The following is a 16939-nucleotide window of genomic DNA, read 5'->3' on the forward strand; positions in this document are numbered from 1 at the left end:
CCCCTTTCGCCCGGAGGACCGGGCTCCTACAGGGGGATCAAGGCACGCGTAGGAGCCCGGTCCTCCGGGCGATTCTGCCCGCCCCAAACCCCGTTCGCCCGCCACCGGCAATGCGAGCGCATGGGCGAAACTCCGGACGGGTTGTATCCCGAGGCCGGGTCCTGTGACGGGATTCCGGTTCAATGCGAGGTGTCGGCACAGGTGTGGATCCCGGGCCGTTGTCCCACACCATACACTCAGCCGTTGGCAAGCGCCTGAATCTTTTCCATCAGCGCGTCCGGGACCTCCACGCCATTCTCCCGAGCCGCCTGTTCCAGCTGATAGCGACGGGCGCCTGGCAGGCGGACACCCTCGTCCTCGAGCATCTTCGTGATCAGCGTCTCCATGCGCTCCAGGTAGACCTGGCGGCCGGCAAGGGCCTCCGGGTCAATGATCAGGAACGCCTGGCCGATGCGCGGCTGGTTGCCCTCGTCGCTGAAGAAGGAATCCGCCTCGAAGCCGAAGGCGGCACCGGTCAATGCGCAGCACAGGAGTTCCACCGTCAGCGCCAGCATGGCGCCCTTCACCCCGCCGGCCGGCGCCATGCTGCCGGACAGGCCGGCCTGGGCATCCGTGGTGGGGTTGCCTTCGGCGTCCATGGCCCAGCCCTCGGGGATGGGCTCTCCCTTCTGGGCCGCCACCATGATCTTGCCCCGGGCCACCTGGGACAGGGACAGGTCCACCATCAGTGGCAGTCCGTCCTGGCGCGGAAACACGGCGGCGATGGGGTTGGTGCCGAACAGCGGCGTCTGCCCGCCCCAGGGGGCAATGGCGGCCGGCGAATTGCCGAAGGCCAGCGCCACCATGCCGGCCTCGGCGGCGGCACGCAGGTGCAGAGCCGCTGCGCCGAAGTGGTTGCTGTTGGTCACACCCACGAATGCGACACCATGATCCCTGGCACGGTGAATACCCTCCTGCACGGCCAGCGCGCAGGCCGGATAGGCCATGCCGCAGGCGGCGTCCACCAGGCAGGCACCACCATGTTCGCGGATCACCTTCGGTACCGCCGAGCCGTCCGTTCGCCCGTTCTTCAGATGGGCGCAGTAGAGCGGCGTGCGCGAGACGCCGTGGGAGGCAAGCCCCTGGGCATCGGCGTCCACGAGGGCGCGGGCAGCGCTGGCCGCCATGGCGGGGTTGGCGCCGCAGTTCTCGAACGCGCGGGTCACCAGTTCGGTCAGTTCATCAAGGGCGATCTGTGTCATGGTCTTCCTCGGGGTGTCTTACAATTATTGAGCCACAGAGGGCACAGAGGCAGGCACGGGATCCTGGGTCGTCGAAGGTTCTCCCGTCTTTATTCTCTGTGACCTCTGTGACCTCTGTGGCAGATGTCTTTTTCTGCATGCCTGTGCGCCAATGGGAGCGGATCAGCCCAGGGCTTCGGCCACCCGCTCGGCGATCAGGCGGCTCACCCGGGTGTTGGATTCCTCGGTCACGCCGGCGATATGGGGCGTGAGCACCAGATTGGGCACATCGGCCAGCACACTGCCCGCCGCCAGGGGCTCCTTGTCGAACACGTCCAGCGCGGCGCCGGCCAGATGGCCGTCCTTGAGCGCGCGGGCCAGGGCGAATTCGTCGATGATACCGCCTCGCGCCGAATTGATGAGCACCGCCCCCCCGCGCATGGCGGCAATGCGTTCTGCATCAAACAGGTTACGGGTCTCGTCTGTGAGCGGAATGTGCAGGGAGATCACGTCGGACTCGGCCAGCAGCCCGTCCATGTCCAGCAGCCGGGTGCCGGTCTGCGCGAGCACGGGGGCATCGGCCTCGATATACGGGTCGTAGGCCACCGTCTCCATGCCGAGGCCCCGGGCCAGCTTCGCTGTGAGCTGACCGATACCGCCAAAACCGGCAAGCCCCAGTGTCTTGCCGGCCAGTTCACGGCCCCTGGAGAGCGCGGGTCGCGGCCACTCGCCGGCGGCCACCCGGTCACTGGACAGGTAGGCGCCGCGCAGCAGCATCATGGCGGTGCAGATCACGTACTCGGCCACGGCCAGCGCATTGGCACCGGTGGCGGGAATCACCTGTACGCCGCGCTCGGCGCAGGCGGGCTGATCGATGTTGTCCAGCCCCACACCCAGGCGGCCCACCACCTTCAGTCCGGGGGCCTGCTCGAGCAGTTCCGGGCGCACCTGGGTGCGGTTGCGCACGATGAGGGCTTCGCAATCGGCCAGCAGCGGCGCGAGCTTGTCGGGCTCGTCCACCAGCGTGGGCCCGTAATGGGTGTCCAGACGCGAGGAAAGCCATTCCACCGCGTCGGTGTCCATGAACTCGGTAATGACGATACGAGGCATTGTTTCAGGTTCCTGTGGATTCTTCGGGATTCAGAAGGGACTCACCGGGCGCCACCCGTGTAAAGCGCACCTGCCCGGTGTCCATGATGAACTGCTCATCCCGGTATCGGATCTGGGTGAATACGGAGCTGCCGAGATCACCGGCGTCCGTGAAATCTTCGCGGTAGTGGGCGCCGCGGGAGTTCTCGCGCCTGAAGGCCGCCGTGGCGATGGTGCGGCTGACCATGATGAGATTTCGCAGGTTCATCCAGTCGTGCCAGCTCACGTTGTACGCCCGGCTGCCATTGCCGACGCCGACCTCTTCGAGGCTCCCCGCCAGGTCATCCAACTCGCCCAGGGCGCGCCTGAGGTCCACCTCGTTGCGCATGATGCCCACCCGGTCCCACATGATGTCGAAGAGCGATTCCCGCAGGGGCGTGAGATCGCTCATGGGCTTGTCCAGGGGACGCATGCATTCGTCCACCACCTGTTCGATCACGGCATTGTCCGGATCGCGGAAGGCGCCCTCCCGGGGCACCCACCCGGCCATGCTGTCACCCGCCACCCCGCCGAACACGGTGGAGTTGGCCACCCCGTTTCCGCCCAGGCGGTTGGCCCCGTGCACGCCGCCGGTGTCCTCGCCCGCGGCGAACAGGCCGGGCATGGCCGTGGTGCAGTCCGGATTGAACGTCACGCCGCCCATCATGTAGTGCGCGGTGGGCACCACTTCGACCAGTCCGCCGGCCAGGTCAAAGCCGCAATCGGCACAGCGTTCCACCATGCCCTTGAATCTTGTGCGCACATCGTCAGGACCCAGATGGCTCATGCGGATATGCACGCCCCCGTTGGGGGTGGTGCGGCCGGCGCGCATCTCGCTGTAGATGCCCCGGGATACGATGTCGCGGGTGGCACGCTCGGCACGCGCGTCATACTGTTCCATGAAACGCTCACCGTTGCCGTTGAGCAGATGCCCGCCGGCACCGCGCAGGCCCTCCTCCAGCACGGTCCCGGTCATGCGCGTATGGTCCCCCGCCAGCAGGCCGGTGGGATGGAACTGCACCATCTCCATGTCCCGCAATGCCAGGCCGGCGCGCAATGCCATGGCCATGCCATCACAGCTCTTGTCGCCGCTGGGGGTATGGTACTTGTACATGGTGGGGCCACCCCCGGTGGCCAGCAGCACGGCGCGGGCCTGCACGAACCGGAAACCGCCGCTGCGCATGTCGATCATGAGCACGCCGGAGATGCCGGAGCCGTCCTTCGCCGGGACGATCGCAACGGCCCGGTGCTCCTCCATGCGCTCCACATCCCTGGCCCAGACCTGCTCGGCCAGGCGGTTGATGATCTCGATGCCGGTGAGATCGCCCTTGTGCACGGTGCGGTCAAAGGTCTGCCCGGCAAAGGCCTTCTGGTGCAGGGAACCGTCCGGATTCCGGTCGAAGAAGCAACCGAGCTCGTTCTCGAGTTCGTGGACCCGCTCGACGGCGGTGGTGACGAGCTTCCAGGCGAGATCCTGGTCCGGCAGCCACTTGCCGCCCTCGATGGTGTCCATGAAGTGGCGCTCGATGGAATCGCCCGGCGCCAGGGCCACGTTGTAGCCCCCCTGCACCATGCGCGTGCAGCCGCACTTGCCCAGCAGGCCCTTTACGGCCACGGTGACCTTGAGGTCCGGCGCGGCGCGCTTGGCGTGCAGGGCGGCGAACAGGCCTGCCCCGCCCGATCCCAGGATCAGGATGTCGGTCTTGACGGTGTCCATGAAGCCCTCTTCCGGTGACAGTGAATGGGTTTGAACCAGCGGCTACCTGGAGGCGACGCCCAGGCTCGCCAGCACTGCGTCACGCCGTTTGGCTCCTTCCTCGCGCACATGGTCGTAGAGACTGTTGCCGGTGCTGTCCATGGCCACAAGAAGCGGGCCGAATCCCTTGATGCGGAACTTCCACAGGGACTCCGGGTTGAGATCGTCCAGATCCACGTCCTCGATGGCCTCCACCCAGGTGGTCTCGAGCGCCGCGGTTCCACCCACGATGGCGAGATACACGCCGCCCAGATCCTGGAACGCCTGCAGCGAGTCATTGAGCAGTCCGCCCTTGCCGATGATCATGCGCACCCCGTACTGCTCCATGAGCGGTCGGGTGAAGCGTTCCATGCGTGCGCTGGTGGTCGTGCCGATGCACACCGGTGCATAACCGGCCGGATACTCATCGCTCTTCTCCACCTTGCGCACGTTGGGCGCGGTGTGGATGACCGCGTGGCCGTTGAGGTCAAAGTGCGTGGTGCGCCCCCGGTCGAACATGTGGATCTGGGTGGCGTCGCGGATCCCGAACAGGGTCCCGTTGAGGGTGACCGTGTCGTTCACACGCCAACTGCGGATGGTCTCCTCGGAGACCGGGGTTGTGATGTCGTGATGTGCCATTTGCGTGCTCCTAGAAGCCGTAGGTAACGCCTTCCGGCGTGAACCGGGCCGAGGCCCGGCGCGCGGAATGGCATTGCATGTTGACGGCCACCGGATTCATGGTGATGTGGGTCGCGGCCAGTTCCACGTGCACGGCAAAAGCCGTCGAATCGCCGCCCAGACCCTGGGCGCCCACACCCAGCTCGTTGACCACCGCCGAGAGTTCCTCCTCGAGCTTGCGCCCCTCGGGATCCTGGCAGTGGGAGCCCAGCGGACGGGTGGCGGCCATCTTGGCCATGTGCACGCACAGTTCCGAGGTGCCGCCCACGCCCACACCCACGATGGTGGGCGGGCAGGTCTTGCCGCCCGCTTCCAGCACGCGATCGACCACGAACGCCTTCACCGCGTCGATGCCTTCCGCCGGAATCGCCATGCGCAGCCAGGAATTGTTCTCTGAGCCGCTGCCCTTGGGGATCATCTCCAGGCGCAGTTCATCGCTGGTGTCGTCAAAGTCGAAATGGATCACCGGCACCCGCACGCCCGTGGAAGTGTGGTTGTTCTTCCGGGTCAGGGGATGCACCACGGAGGACCGCAGCGGATGTTCCGTGGTGGCCCGCTCGCAACCCCTGCGAATGGCTTCCTTCAGCATGGCCCCGTCGAACTGCACGTTGCGGCCGACGATGACATTGTAGATGGGCACGCCCGTGTCCTGGCACAGCAGGTTGTCGGTATCCTCGGCGACGGCGATATTCTGGATCATCGTGCCGAGCACCGCCTTGCCGGTATCGGAGGTCTCCCGCTCGCTGAGCCGGTCAAATCCTTCCTTGATATCGGGAGGAAGGACCTTGAGGGCGCGGATGTAGAGTTCCCTCGCGGCCTCCTCCACAGCATTCGGATCGATGTTCATGTGTGTGACTCCATCTTTCTCTCGGGGCCCGCCGGCGCATCCGGCGTACGGCCCATCGGTGAATCGCCCTGCACCGGCCGTGCATGCGGCCAGGCGCGCAGGGTCCTGACAGTCTCGCGGTCTGGTGCCTTCATGGAGCGCCCCATGGGCGCCCGAACGCACCGGATCACCTTTTCAACCCTGCGGTCAGATCAACAGCAGGGCGCCGGAGACGATGAACAGCCCCAGCATCAATCGGCGGAATCCGGCCTCGCTGGTGCGCTGAAACAACTGCAGGCCGATATAGCCGCCGGCGGCCACGAACGGCACGCACCACAGGATGTCGTAGAGGGTCTGCCTGCCGAGTGTGCCGGTACCGCCGAACCACGCCAGCGTATAGAGATGAACCAGCAGCACGTAGGGCTGGAACACCCCCCGCTGCTCCTGGGCGCTCCAGCCGCGAAGCCCGCACCAGAGGCTGGGGAATACCCCGTTCAGGCTCGTGGAGCCGCCCATGAAACCACCCAGCCCGCCGACGCCGGCATCCAGTACCCTGCCCGTGCGGCGGGACAGCGGCAGCACCGGCATCGCCGCCCGGCTGAGCATATACAGACTGTAGACGATCAGCAGCGCCCCCACAGTCTGGCGGATCAGGGCCGGATCCACGTGCCGCAGCGCCGCCACGCCCAGGGGCACCCCCAGCGCCGCGCCGATCAGGAACGGATTCAGACGCTTCATGTCCACGGAGGACCACAGCCGCCAGATGAGCGCGAGGTTCAATACCGTCGAACAAAGGATCACCAGGGGCACGGCCCGTTCCGGGGAGATGGCATGCAGCCAGATGGCCATGCCCACCAGCCCGAAGGCGAAGCCCGAGGCGCCGGCTGCCAGCGAGGCCGCGAAGGCCCCGAAGGTCAGCACCGTCAACTCAAACCACATAGGCAAAGACCACGCCGGCGATGACCGTCAGTCCGGCGGCCACTGCCAGCAGGTCTTTCTGCCACCCGCGCCAGGCGAGGAACTCAAGCGCCATGAGACGCAATCCGCCGGTCAGGTGGGCGGCCAGCAGAATCACCAGGCCGGCTTCGGCAAACTTCACCAGAGGCCGGTCGGCCCAGGCGAAAAACTCATCCATGCGTGCCGCCTCGTTCAACGCCATGCCCAGCACCCAGAAATGGAACGGCAGGAACAGGGTCAACACGATGCCCGAGATCCGATGCACCAGGAAGGCCCACCAGGCCGGATGATTGCGCGCACGCCAGTCGGTCTTCATGCGAACACCCCCCAGACGGCGCGCATGCCCCAGATGCCAAGGGCGAGCGCGAGAATCACCAGCAGGATGTCGACCCAGGCACCGCGCCGGCCCAGCCATTCATCCAGAACGGCGCGCATGCCCACTGGCGCGTGTACGACCACCGCCAAAAGGAACACCACGTAGAACAGGAACCAGAGCCAGTTGCCCTGGGTACGCTCCAGGATGGCGGCCGCCGACAGGTCACCCCGCATGGCGACGATGATGGTCACCAGGTGAATGAACACGCACACGCCCAGCACCATGGCGCTGATGCGCTGAGCCGCCCACAATCGCGCCTGGGTGCCGGTTCTCACAGATCACCCCGCAGCGCCGCCTTCATGACGGCGCGTTTGAGTCCGGCAATCCCGGCGGTGGGGGAAATGTGCTTCGGGCAGCGTTCCGTACAACTTACATGGGTATGGCAGGCGAGGCAGCCGGCGTCGTCTCCCACGGCGCGCAGGCGCTCGTTGCGGGCACCGTCACGCTCATCGTTGATCAGAGTCCAGGCGCGATTGAGCGCGGCCGGGCCAAGGTAATCGGGCCGCCACTGCACCACGTCGCAGGACGCGTAGCACACGCCGCAGCCGATGCACTCGATGCCGGCATCGGCATTCCTGCGTTCCGGGGAATCCGGCCTGACCCGGGCGAAAGGGTCCTCGCGGGTGGCGGTGGGATGGAACTGCCCACGCGCCCTCGCCCACTTGTCGAAAAACGCCGACATGTCCGTGACCAGGTCACGGACAACCGGCAGGTGCGCCAGGGGCGCCAGTTCCAGTGCGCCGTCCTTTGCCACCTTGGAGACATGGGTCCGGCAGGTCCATCGGGCCACGCCGTTGACGGTCATGGCACAGGAGCCGCACATGCCCACCCGGCAGGCGAAACGGTACGCAAGCGTGGGGTCCATGTGACGCTGAATGTGGCTCACCACATCCAGCACGGTCTGGCTCTCGAGCCGCGGCACCTCGAATGTCTGGTACTCGCCCTGCTCGTCTCCCCGCCACACGCGGACCTGCAGGATATCCGACATGGAAAATGACTCCGGATGGTGACTGGAACGGGCCACGCAAGAACAGCCGGCCTGACCACATGACGGGCCAGGCCGGTGTACAGCGTGCTTACGCGCTTCGGTACAAGCGCGTCAGGACGAACTCACGATGACCCAGGGCCTCGGCCGCGGTCATGCGGCCATTGGCGGTGCGGATCATGCACTCGAGCAGGGCCTGACCCGCGTCGTCCATGTTCATGGTCTTCTGCAGCAGACCCGTGACGTCCACGTCCACGTGTTCGCTCATGGTGCGCACCGTGCGGGGGTTGGCCGTGATCTTGATCACCGGCACGATCGGGTTGCCAATCACGTTGCCCTGCCCCGTGGGGAAGAAGTGCACCACGTAACCGCCGGCGGCCACGAGGGTGACCATCTCGGCCGCAGCGGATGAAGAGTCCATGAAGAACAGACCGTCACCCTTGGGCTCCTCGGCGGGCTCCAGCACCCCGTGCACCTTGCACTTCTTGCCGATCTTCTGGATGTTGCCCAGGGCCTTCTCCTCGATGGTGGTCAGACCACCCTCGATATTGCCCTTGGTGGGCTGGGAGTCGGACAGGTCGTTGGTCTTGTTCTCGTTGATGAAATCGTTGTAGGCGCTCCAGGTGGCCATGAAGTGATCCGCCACCTCCTTGCTGATGCAGCGATCGCGCACCAGGTGTTCGCCGCCGGTGATCTCGGAGGTCTCCCCGAACACCAGGGTGTTGCCGTTCTCATAGAGCCGGTCGAAGGCCGCGCCGACACAGGGGTTGGCACCCAGGCCGGAGGTGGTGTCGGACTCGCCGCACTTGGTGGACACCCACAGTTCCTTGATGGGGCACGGCTCGCGTTGCAGCTCGCTGGCCCACTGCACGAACTCCTTCGCCTTGCGGGAGGCGGCGGCGATGGTGTTGATATCGCCATTCTGTTCGATGCTGAAACCGGCAACCGGCTTGCCGCTCTCGGCAATGCCGTCGACCACCTTCTGGGTCCAGCCGGGTTCGATGCCGATGACCACCACGGCGGCCACGTTGGGGTTGCGCCCGGTGCCAATCAGGGTGCGGAAGTGAAGTTCCAGATCCTTGCCGAACTGCAGGCGGCCATAGGGATGCGGCAACGCCAGGGTGCCCTTGATGTTGTTCGCAACGGCCTCACTGGCGGCATTGGACAGATCGTCGAGGGGAAGGATGATCACGTGGTTGCGGACACCCACGCGGCCGTTCTCACGGCGATAACCGAGAATTGTCTGATCAAGCATGTGTGTTACCACCGTTTCGTCTTGAGGTTGTGAACATGCACGTGCTCGCCTGCCTGGGCAGGCTTCACCATGCGCCCGATGTCCGTGCTGTACTTGATGACGGTGTCACCGTCAGCCAAGTCGCGGATCGCGAATTTATGGCCAATGGGGATGTCGTTACGGACCTTGACCTTGAGGTCCTTGTCCTGGTCCATGATCCAGCCATTGACCTCCTGGCCGGCCTTGACCCCCTCAACCACGACGACCCCCACTGAGTCGTTCTGGTCATGAACGATGAAATGAATCATGTTTCCTCCGGTACCTGGCGTTGTACAGTTGATGCCCTTCCGCATGAAAATCACCGTCCGGGCACCGCCATTTCTGGCGGTGCAGCCCCGGTTCGGCGGCGGCATTCCGACAAGCGTAGTACGCCTCGAAAAATAATTCAACTATATGACCTAGCTGAGTAAGGTGATTTTGTGCTCAGGCCCCGGATTTCCCCCGCTCTTGGCCCCGGTGAAGGGTCGCAGTCAGATATCTCGGTAATTCGTTGGATCCCTGTCTACACTTGCAATTCGGGCCGCCACGCATGAGGCCGCCCGGTTCACCGGGTCCGGATTGACAAAACAAACATATCAACTATATGACCTAGACTTGTTAAATGACTCGTGCTAGCTTCCAAAAACCCGTGCACCGGGGATAAAAAGCCCATAGGGAAAACGAGGAAGGATCCTGCATGCCGCGATCCATTGGTTTTCGGGATCTCACCGGGGCCCTGGCAATCGGCATGCGCAGGTATCAATCAAAAGACGGTTGGCAAACCATCGAGAAGAATGTAACTGGAGGAAAACCATGTTCAAGCTATTGAAACGATCCGCCCTGGTGGGCGCCTGCCTGGCCGGCGCCCTCGGTATGGCGGCCGGTCCCGCCGCTGCCGCGTTCCCGGAGCGCACGGTCACCTACGTGAACCCGTTCAGCCCCGGCGGTGAGTGCGACATCGTCCAGCGCATGCAGCAGGAACCCCTCAAGCAGGAACTGGGGCAGGACGTGGTCATCGAGTACCGTGAAGGCGGCGGCGGCGCCGTGGGTTGGGCGCACGTGAGCCGGCAGCGGGCCGACGGCTACACCTTCGCCTGCTTCAGTATCCCGCATATCATCGCCCAGCCGATGGTCCGCAATCCCGGTTACCAGACCGACGATCTGCAGATCATCTACACCTACCACTCCACGCCGCAGGTCCTTGTGGTCCGCGAAGACAGCCCCTTCAAGACCCTCGAGGACTTCATCAACGCCGCCAAGGAAAACCCCGGTTCCATCACCGTGGGCGGCACCGGTACGGCCAGCGGCAACCACCTCGGCGCCGTGCGTCTCATGAGGGCGGCGGACATCCGCCTGACCTGGATTCCGTTCCCGGGTTCCGGCCCGACCATCCCGGCGCTCCAAGGTGGCCACGTGGGTGCGTTGATGACCAACTCCACCATGTACGTTCAGAACAAGGACCGGTTCCGTGCCCTGGCCGTGTCGACCGAGGAGCGCGTGCCGTTCATCCCGGACGTGCCCACCTTCAAGGAACTGGGTTACGACGTGATCGAGGCCATCTACCGCGGCGCCCTGGGTCCCGCGGGCATGCCTGAGGAGGCCGTCAACCGCATCGCCGAGGCCCTGGACAAGGTGAACCGCGCCCAGGCAGAGCGCAAGCAGGAGATGGGCTTCCAGATGCACTATTACGGTCCGAAGGAAAGTGCCGAGCTCGTGGAGCGTCTGAAGGTCGATTACGGGGCGCTGCTCGAAGAACTGGGCATGGCCCGGTAATCACCATCTTTATGTAGGAACTGAACCGTTGAACGGGGTCCCCAGGGACCCCGTTCAACGATTTCAGGAGGCATCCCGTGCTTCCGGGCCGCCTCAATGGTTCTCACCCGTACCGTTCAAAGCGGGCGGAGATGTACCGGGACAACGTCCCGCAAACACGTACGATACCTATCCAGACTCAGAGGCGACGCCGACGTGATCGAATCTGTCATTTCCGGCTTGATGGCCGTTCTCGGCTGGGAAGCCCTGTTGCTGGTCGTCGCGGGCACGATCGTCGGCCTGTTCGTCGGCTCGGTGCCCGGGCTCACGGCCACCATGGCCCTGGCGCTGCTGGTGCCGTTCACATTCACCATGGATCCGCTCAGCGCGATGGTGCTGCTCGGAGCGGTCTACGTATCTTCCATGTATGGCGGAGCATTCACCGCCATCCTGATCAACACGCCGGGAACGCCGGGGGCCATCGCAACGACCCTCGACGGATATCCCATGGCACAACAAGGCAAGGCGGAACTGGCCATTCTGGCCGCCACCGTGGCATCGGTGGTGGGCGGCATCATCAGCGTCATCTTCGTTTTGCTGCTTGCAGCACCGCTGACCGAGATCGCCATCCGGTTCGGGCCTGCGGAGTATTTCTGGGTGGCGGTCCTGGGCCTCAGCCTGATCGGCGCGCTGTCCACGGGCTCCCTGGTCAAGGGCCTCCTCGGCGGCGCTATCGGCATGCTCATCGGCACCATCGGAGTGTCACCCCTGGGCGGCGAATCGCGATTCCTGTTCGGCACGTCCACCCTGCAGGGGGGCGTGAACCTACTGGTGGCCCTGATCGGCATCTTCGCCATACCCGAACTCATCCGGCTCGCGGCAACCGCCATGCGTACGGTCGACGTCGATTACTCGCGAGGCGGCGAAAAACTCAGTCACGTCTTCAGGATCACCCTGGCAAAGCCTTTCAACGTCATCCGGTCATCGGTGATCGGGCTGATCATCGGCATCATCCCGGGCGCGGGCAACAACGTGGCGGGCCTGGTGGCCTACAACGAGGCGAAGCGTGCCTCCAGTGACTCCCAGAGTTTCGGCAAGGGCAACGTGGACGGGGTGATCGCCTCGGAAGCCAGCAACAACGCGGCCGTGGCAGGCAGTGTCGTGCCCCTGCTCACGCTGGGTGTCCCCGGTTCGCCGCCGGCGGCAGTGATGCTGGGCGCGCTCATGCTGCACGGTATCCGGCCCGGCACGGCCCTGTTTGTGGAGACCGGCACCCTCGCCTACGGGTTCATATTCTCCCTTGGCGTATCCGCGATCGCACTGCTGGTGGTGGGCGTGATCGGCGGCCGGCTCATCTGCCGGGCGGTCTGCTCGGTACCGCTCGGCTACCTGGTTCCGACGATCGCGTTCATGACCATCCTGGGCGCCTACTCGATGCGCAACAGCCTGGTGGACGTGTTCATGATGATCGGACTCGGGGTGTTCGCCTACGTGGTGCGCTACTTCGGCATCCAGGCTGCACCGATCGCTCTGGGGCTCATTCTCGGGCCGATCGCCGAAGACGGGTTCGGCATGGCCATGCTTCAGGGCACCGCCCGCTTCGGCCCGGACGCGGCCGCACTGGCGCTGTTCACCAATCCGTTATCGTGGATGCTGATCGCCCTGACGGTACTGACCCTGATCTGGCCCGCGGTCCAGAACTACCGTGGCCGCAAACGTATCCTGGTACAAGGCGAGTGATGACATGACGAACATGAAATCTTACAACACCGATCTCATCGCCGGCGCCGGGGCCCTGGCCATCGCCGCCCTGTTCGGCTTTGCGCGCGAGCCCTGGACACCGTTGAGTGCACGCTGGCCCAACGCCATCCTGGTGTTCATCCTGATCTGCGCCGTGTTCCTGCTCATCCGTGCCTTTATCAAGCCGGAGCGCTCCCCGCTGTTCGATGAAGGCAGCCGGGTGCGCATGGCGGTCTCGGTCGTCCTGCTGCTGGTGTGGGCAACAATGATGGAGTATCTGGGTTTTGTCGTCACCAGCGTCCTGATCTTCTACGCCTTCTGGTGGTATGTGACCCGGGCCGCCAAGAAAGTGGAGGGCGATGCTTCCCCCATCGGCCTGATCGCCTATCTCCGGGCCGCCGGGGTCGTTATCGCGCTGGTCGGCACGTTCTATTTCATATTTGCCAGGTATCTCTATGTGCCGCTCCCGCGGGGAATCCTCATCTAGGGTGCGCCCGGAGAATCGTTAACTCAAAGGAGAGTCCGTTTCATGCACCTGTCCCGCTATCCCCGTCTGCACTTCGCGCATCTCCCGACTCCGCTGGAGCCCATGGAGGCCCTGTCGAAGGAACTCGGAGGGCCCCGGTTATGGATCAAGCGCGATGATTGCACCGGGCTGGCCACCGGCGGCAACAAGACCCGCAAACTGGAGTTCCTGATGGCCGATGCCCTGGACCAGGGCTGCGACACGGTGATCACCCAAGGGGCGGTCCAGTCCAACCACGCCCGCCAGACGGCGGCCATCTCTGCCAAGCTGGGATTGCAGTGCCACATCCTGTTGGAGAACCGTACCGGCTCCTCTGACCCGGATTACCTGGGCAACGGCAATGTACTGCTGGACAGGCTGCTGGGCGCCAGTGTCTCCACCCGTCCGGGCGGTGCGGACATGGCCCGCGAGATGGACCTGCTCGCGGACCAACTGCGCGCGGACGGACACAAGCCCTACATCATCCCGGGCGGCGGTTCCAATCCGGTGGGTGCCCTGGGCTACGTGAATGCCGCGCTGGAGCTGCTCACCCAGGCCAATGCCATGGGGCTTCGCATCGACCACGTGGTCCATGCGACCGGCAGTGCGGGCACCCAGGCCGGTCTCGTCACCGGGCTGTCGGGCGCGCGCAGCGGCATCCCCGTACTGGGCATCAGCGTCCGTGCGCCCCGGGAGGTTCAGGAAAAGGCGGTGTTCGAACTCGCGCGGCGTACGGCAGAGCATCTGGGCATCGGTGACGTGATCGCCCGGGAGGACGTGGTGGCCAACAGTGACTACGTAGGCGAAGGCTATGCCCTGCCCACGGAGGGCATGGTGGAGGCCGTCAAGCTGCTGGGCCGCACCGAGGCGATCCTGCTTGATCCCGTCTATTCCGGCAAGGGCATGGCGGGCCTGATCGATCTGGTCCGCAAGGGTCACTTCAGGAAGACCGACAACGTGGTGTTCCTGCATACCGGGGGCAGCGCTGCCTTGTTCGGTTATCCGGACATCTACGGGTTATCGCCGGAGGGTTGACCAGGTATCCGTCCCGCGTTTCCAAATATCCAGATGATTCGGGTAACATAACTCAGTTGTAGAGGCTGCCCGGGTCCGCCGGAAAGGCCACTGAACCCTGGTGATCACGGACATGGAGATCCACGCATGATAGATGGGACGATCAGCGCGGCCGATATCGGACACGGCCCCCTGTACAAGCGGGTCAAGAGCCTGTTGACCCAGAGCCTTGCCGATGGCGAATGGAAGCCCAACGAGGCCATCCCCAGCGAATCCCGCCTGGCCGAACGTTTCGATGTGAGCATCGGCACGGTGCGAAAGGCCATTGATGAACTGACCGCCGAACGCATCCTGGTGCGTCAGCAGGGGCGCGGCACCTTTGTCGCGGCCCATACCCAGAATCGCTTTCTCTATCACTTCTACCACGTGGTCGGCGAAGACGGCATCAAGCGCTTCCCCACCCCCGAGCTTCTGCAGTTCCGCCGCATCCGGGCGGAACCGAACGTGGCCATGCGCCTGGGCATCGAGAAGGGAGCACGGGTGATTCATGTGCGCAATCTGCTCCGCATCGAAGGTGCGCCGGTGGAAGTCAACGACATCTATCTGGATGCCGAGGTCTTCGAGGGGCTGGATCGCGACACCTTCAGCAACCGGCCCGGCACGATCTATCAGCTCTACCAGGAACGCTTCCGGCTTAATATCATCCGCACCATGGAACAGCTGCGCGCGGTGGCCATCGGAGAGACCGAGGCCCCCCTCCTGCAGCTGGCACAGAACGCACCCGTACTCCAGGTTACCCGAGTCGCCTATACCTATCACTCCCAGCCGGTGGAATACCGTTGTTCCCTGGTGAACACGACCCATCACGTCTATCAGAGCGACCAGGAAGTCCGGGGGTGAGATGGCCGGATTCCTGTTCCAGGGAATCTGACACTCACTGCCGCCGGGGACGCCGCCGGTGAACGTGGCGTCCCTCCTCATTCCGACGTTTGCCCTGGTCCTGATCGGGTATCTGCTGCGCCGTTACGGCGGCTTCAGCCGACCCTTCTGGTCGGATCTGGAACGGCTCATTTACTACGTCCTGTTCCCTGCCCTGTTGTTCGGGGCCCTGGCAAGCCGTCCGCTGGAACTGGGCCAGGCGGCCCCGATGATCTACACGGGCGCGATCTTCATCGTCGCGGGCATGATCCTGGGTTACGGCGCGCGCTGGCTGTTCAGGCTGACGCCCATTGCGTTCGCATCCGCCTATCAGTGCAGCTTTCGGTTCAACGGCTACATCGGGTTCGCACTGCTTGGCAGTTTGTACGGCCAGGACGGTATCGCCGCCTTCGGTCTGCTCGTCGGCTTCATGGTCCCCCTCGCCAACGTGGCGTCCGTATGGGCGCTGGCCCATCACGGTCAGGGACGCCTGTGGCGCGAGATCCTCGGCAACCCGCTGATCCTGTCCACGTTCAGCGGGCTTGTGTGGGCGGGGCTGGGCCTCCCCCTCCCCGGCATGGTGGACACGACTCTGCAGTTTCTGGGGCAGGCCGCCCTGCCGATGGGACTGATCGCCGTCGGCGCGGGACTGCGGATCGTGATCTCCGGGCACCAGATGGGCGCCCTGGTCTACCTGACGGCGGTCAAGCTGCTGGCCGTCCCTGCGATCGCCTGGTGGGTCGGTGGCTTGTTTGATCTTCAGGCGGAATATCTGGCCGCCGCGGTGGTCATGGCTGCCCTGCCCACGGCATCTTCCGCCTACATCCTCACGGTGCGCATGGGAGGCGACGGCCCGCTGGTGGCGTCCATCGTCGCGGTGAACATGCTGGGGGCGATCGTTACGCTGTCGCTCTGGCTGTCGCTGTTGTAGCCCTGTAGGAGCCCGCTCCCGCGGGCGATGCCGAAGCTCGGGCGATCGCCCACGGGAGTGGGCTCCTACAATGCTGTCACACTTCCTCGATGATCGCTTCCAGCAGGTGCCGCACGTTCGCCATGGCGGCGGCGATGTTCTCCTGGACCTCATCCATGGTGATCTCCCCCTCGCCGCGCCCGGCTGCCCAGTTGGCCACCACCGCGCAGGTGGCATACGGCAGTTCCATTTCCCGTGCCAGCACCGCTTCGGGCATGCCGGTCATGCCCACCATGTCGCAGCCGTCACGCTCCAGGCGGTTGATCTCGGCAGCGGTCTCCAGGCGAGGGCCCTGGGTGGCGGCATAGGTGCCCTGCTCCACGGCATCGATGCCGATCTTGCGGGCGGCGCCAATGAGCCGCTGCCGCAGCACGCCGTCGTAGGGCTCGGTGAAGTCCACGTGGGTCACGTGGGTGAGATCCTGGTCGAAGAAGGTGTGCGCACGGGACCAGGTGTAATCGATGATCTGATCCGGAAAGGCAATCCGGCGGGGGCGCATCTCCGGATGGATGCCGCCGACGGCGGCAACCGCCACCACGCCATGGACACCGGCATGCTTGAGTGCCCAGAGGTTGGCCCGGTAATTCACCTGGTGCGGGGGAATCGTATGGCTGTAGCCGTGACGCGCCAGGAACACCACCTCGCGACCGGCCAGGATGCCGTGGGTGAGCGGGCCCGAGGGTTCTCCATACGGGGTGTGCATCACCTCCCGACGGGATATCTCCAGCCCCTTGAGAGAGGTGAGGCCCGTGCCTCCGATAATGGCCAGGATGGTGTCAGTCATGATGTGTTGCCCATGGGTTCGTGGCGGGCCCGGACAGGCGGGCGGATCCACGCCCGTTCAGCCGGCAGGGCCTGAGCG

At 64.8% G+C, this 16939-nt stretch carries 18 protein-coding genes; 6 read left to right on the forward strand and 12 right to left on the reverse strand.

Going from position 1 to position 16939, the window contains the following annotated elements:
* Nucleotides 1-236: 236 nt before the first annotated feature.
* The 11 genes from THITHI_RS0103555 to THITHI_RS0103605 form a co-directional block, all read right to left on the reverse strand.
* Nucleotides 237-1241: an Ldh family oxidoreductase gene (locus tag THITHI_RS0103555; protein ID WP_018231703.1), complete on the reverse strand. Its 1005-nt coding sequence runs from the start codon at nt 1239-1241 to the stop codon at nt 237-239.
* A gap of 162 nt (nt 1242-1403) precedes the next feature.
* A complete protein-coding gene (locus THITHI_RS0103560) occupies nt 1404-2330 on the reverse strand; it encodes a hydroxyacid dehydrogenase (protein ID WP_018231704.1) in 927 nt (308 codons plus the stop codon).
* A 4-nt stretch (nt 2331-2334) separates the two neighbouring features.
* On the reverse strand, nt 2335-4065 hold the full coding sequence (locus THITHI_RS0103565) for an L-aspartate oxidase (protein ID WP_018231705.1): 1731 nt from the start codon (nt 4063-4065) through the stop codon (nt 2335-2337).
* A 42-nt stretch (nt 4066-4107) separates the two neighbouring features.
* Entirely contained in the window at nt 4108-4722 is a 615-nt protein-coding gene (locus tag THITHI_RS0103570) for a FumA C-terminus/TtdB family hydratase beta subunit (protein WP_018231706.1), read from the reverse strand.
* 10 nt (nt 4723-4732) lie between these two features.
* Nucleotides 4733-5608, reverse strand: coding sequence for a fumarate hydratase (locus THITHI_RS0103575; protein ID WP_018231707.1), 876 nt, complete (start codon nt 5606-5608; stop codon nt 4733-4735).
* A 186-nt stretch (nt 5609-5794) separates the two neighbouring features.
* Complete coding sequence (locus THITHI_RS0103580; protein ID WP_018231708.1) at nt 5795-6526, reverse strand: sulfite exporter TauE/SafE family protein; 732 nt, start codon at nt 6524-6526, stop codon at nt 5795-5797.
* On the reverse strand, nt 6516-6860 hold the full coding sequence (locus tag THITHI_RS0103585; RefSeq protein ID WP_018231709.1) for a hypothetical protein: 345 nt from the start codon (nt 6858-6860) through the stop codon (nt 6516-6518). The genes THITHI_RS0103580 and THITHI_RS0103585 overlap by 11 nt, the downstream gene beginning before the upstream one ends.
* On the reverse strand, nt 6857-7195 hold the full coding sequence (locus tag THITHI_RS0103590; RefSeq protein WP_018231710.1) for a hypothetical protein: 339 nt from the start codon (nt 7193-7195) through the stop codon (nt 6857-6859). Before THITHI_RS0103590 ends, THITHI_RS0103585 begins: the two co-directional genes overlap by 4 nt.
* On the reverse strand, nt 7192-7908 hold the full coding sequence (locus THITHI_RS0103595) for a succinate dehydrogenase/fumarate reductase iron-sulfur subunit (RefSeq protein ID WP_018231711.1): 717 nt from the start codon (nt 7906-7908) through the stop codon (nt 7192-7194). Before THITHI_RS0103595 ends, THITHI_RS0103590 begins: the two co-directional genes overlap by 4 nt.
* Nucleotides 7909-7996: 88 nt before the next feature.
* A complete protein-coding gene (locus THITHI_RS0103600) occupies nt 7997-9160 on the reverse strand; it encodes a UxaA family hydrolase (protein ID WP_018231712.1) in 1164 nt (387 codons plus the stop codon).
* A 5-nt stretch (nt 9161-9165) separates the two neighbouring features.
* Complete coding sequence (locus THITHI_RS0103605) at nt 9166-9447, reverse strand: UxaA family hydrolase (protein ID WP_018231713.1); 282 nt, start codon at nt 9445-9447, stop codon at nt 9166-9168.
* Between the two features lie 544 nt (nt 9448-9991).
* Here THITHI_RS0103605 and THITHI_RS0103610 point away from each other — a divergent pair.
* The 6 genes from THITHI_RS0103610 to THITHI_RS0103635 all read left to right on the forward strand — a co-directional run bounded on the left by THITHI_RS0103610 (nt 9992) and on the right by THITHI_RS0103635 (nt 16038).
* Entirely contained in the window at nt 9992-10951 is a 960-nt protein-coding gene (locus tag THITHI_RS0103610) for a tripartite tricarboxylate transporter substrate binding protein (RefSeq protein ID WP_018231714.1), read from the forward strand.
* A 195-nt stretch (nt 10952-11146) separates the two neighbouring features.
* Nucleotides 11147-12670, forward strand: coding sequence for a tripartite tricarboxylate transporter permease (locus THITHI_RS0103615; RefSeq protein ID WP_018231715.1), 1524 nt, complete (start codon nt 11147-11149; stop codon nt 12668-12670).
* Between the two features lie 13 nt (nt 12671-12683).
* Nucleotides 12684-13157: a tripartite tricarboxylate transporter TctB family protein gene (locus THITHI_RS0103620; RefSeq protein ID WP_198005565.1), complete on the forward strand. Its 474-nt coding sequence runs from the start codon at nt 12684-12686 to the stop codon at nt 13155-13157.
* Between the two features lie 42 nt (nt 13158-13199).
* A complete protein-coding gene (cuyA, locus tag THITHI_RS0103625) occupies nt 13200-14210 on the forward strand; it encodes a D-cysteate sulfo-lyase (protein WP_018231717.1) in 1011 nt (336 codons plus the stop codon).
* Between the two features lie 126 nt (nt 14211-14336).
* Entirely contained in the window at nt 14337-15089 is a 753-nt protein-coding gene (locus THITHI_RS0103630; RefSeq protein WP_018231718.1) for a GntR family transcriptional regulator, read from the forward strand.
* A gap of 58 nt (nt 15090-15147) precedes the next feature.
* The gene (locus tag THITHI_RS0103635; protein ID WP_018231719.1) at nt 15148-16038 is read left to right on the forward strand and encodes an AEC family transporter; all 891 of its coding nucleotides are present in this window, start codon (nt 15148-15150) and stop codon (nt 16036-16038) included.
* Nucleotides 16039-16114: 76 nt separating this feature from the next.
* Here THITHI_RS0103635 and THITHI_RS0103640 read toward each other — a convergent pair whose 3' ends face one another.
* Nucleotides 16115-16861, reverse strand: coding sequence for an S-methyl-5'-thioinosine phosphorylase (locus tag THITHI_RS0103640; protein WP_018231720.1), 747 nt, complete (start codon nt 16859-16861; stop codon nt 16115-16117).
* Nucleotides 16862-16939 lie beyond the last annotated feature (78 nt).

The organism is Thioalkalivibrio thiocyanodenitrificans ARhD 1 (assembly GCF_000378965.1).
Lineage (GTDB): Bacteria > Pseudomonadota > Gammaproteobacteria > Ectothiorhodospirales > Ectothiorhodospiraceae > Thioalkalivibrio_A > Thioalkalivibrio_A thiocyanodenitrificans.

Bases quoted from the DNA above. Each gene is read 5' to 3' on its own strand.
- THITHI_RS0103630 (WP_018231718.1), top strand. From the start codon at position 14,337: ATGATAGATGGGACGATCAGCGCGGCCGATATCGGACACGGCCCCCTG.
- THITHI_RS0103585 (WP_018231709.1), bottom strand. From the start codon at position 6,860: ATGAAGACCGACTGGCGTGCGCGCAATCATCCGGCCTGGTGGGCCTTC.
- THITHI_RS0103575 (WP_018231707.1), bottom strand. From the start codon at position 5,608: ATGAACATCGATCCGAATGCTGTGGAGGAGGCCGCGAGGGAACTCTAC.
- THITHI_RS0103640 (WP_018231720.1), bottom strand. From the start codon at position 16,861: ATGACTGACACCATCCTGGCCATTATCGGAGGCACGGGCCTCACCTCT.
- cuyA (WP_018231717.1), top strand. From the start codon at position 13,200: ATGCACCTGTCCCGCTATCCCCGTCTGCACTTCGCGCATCTCCCGACT.
- THITHI_RS0103605 (WP_018231713.1), bottom strand. From the start codon at position 9,447: ATGATTCATTTCATCGTTCATGACCAGAACGACTCAGTGGGGGTCGTC.
- THITHI_RS0103600 (WP_018231712.1), bottom strand. From the start codon at position 9,160: ATGCTTGATCAGACAATTCTCGGTTATCGCCGTGAGAACGGCCGCGTG.
- THITHI_RS0103580 (WP_018231708.1), bottom strand. From the start codon at position 6,526: ATGTGGTTTGAGTTGACGGTGCTGACCTTCGGGGCCTTCGCGGCCTCG.
- THITHI_RS0103620 (WP_198005565.1), top strand. From the start codon at position 12,684: ATGAAATCTTACAACACCGATCTCATCGCCGGCGCCGGGGCCCTGGCC.
- THITHI_RS0103555 (WP_018231703.1), bottom strand. From the start codon at position 1,241: ATGACACAGATCGCCCTTGATGAACTGACCGAACTGGTGACCCGCGCG.
- THITHI_RS0103570 (WP_018231706.1), bottom strand. From the start codon at position 4,722: ATGGCACATCACGACATCACAACCCCGGTCTCCGAGGAGACCATCCGC.
- THITHI_RS0103595 (WP_018231711.1), bottom strand. From the start codon at position 7,908: ATGTCGGATATCCTGCAGGTCCGCGTGTGGCGGGGAGACGAGCAGGGC.
- THITHI_RS0103565 (WP_018231705.1), bottom strand. From the start codon at position 4,065: ATGGACACCGTCAAGACCGACATCCTGATCCTGGGATCGGGCGGGGCA.
- THITHI_RS0103610 (WP_018231714.1), top strand. From the start codon at position 9,992: ATGTTCAAGCTATTGAAACGATCCGCCCTGGTGGGCGCCTGCCTGGCC.
- THITHI_RS0103560 (WP_018231704.1), bottom strand. From the start codon at position 2,330: ATGCCTCGTATCGTCATTACCGAGTTCATGGACACCGACGCGGTGGAA.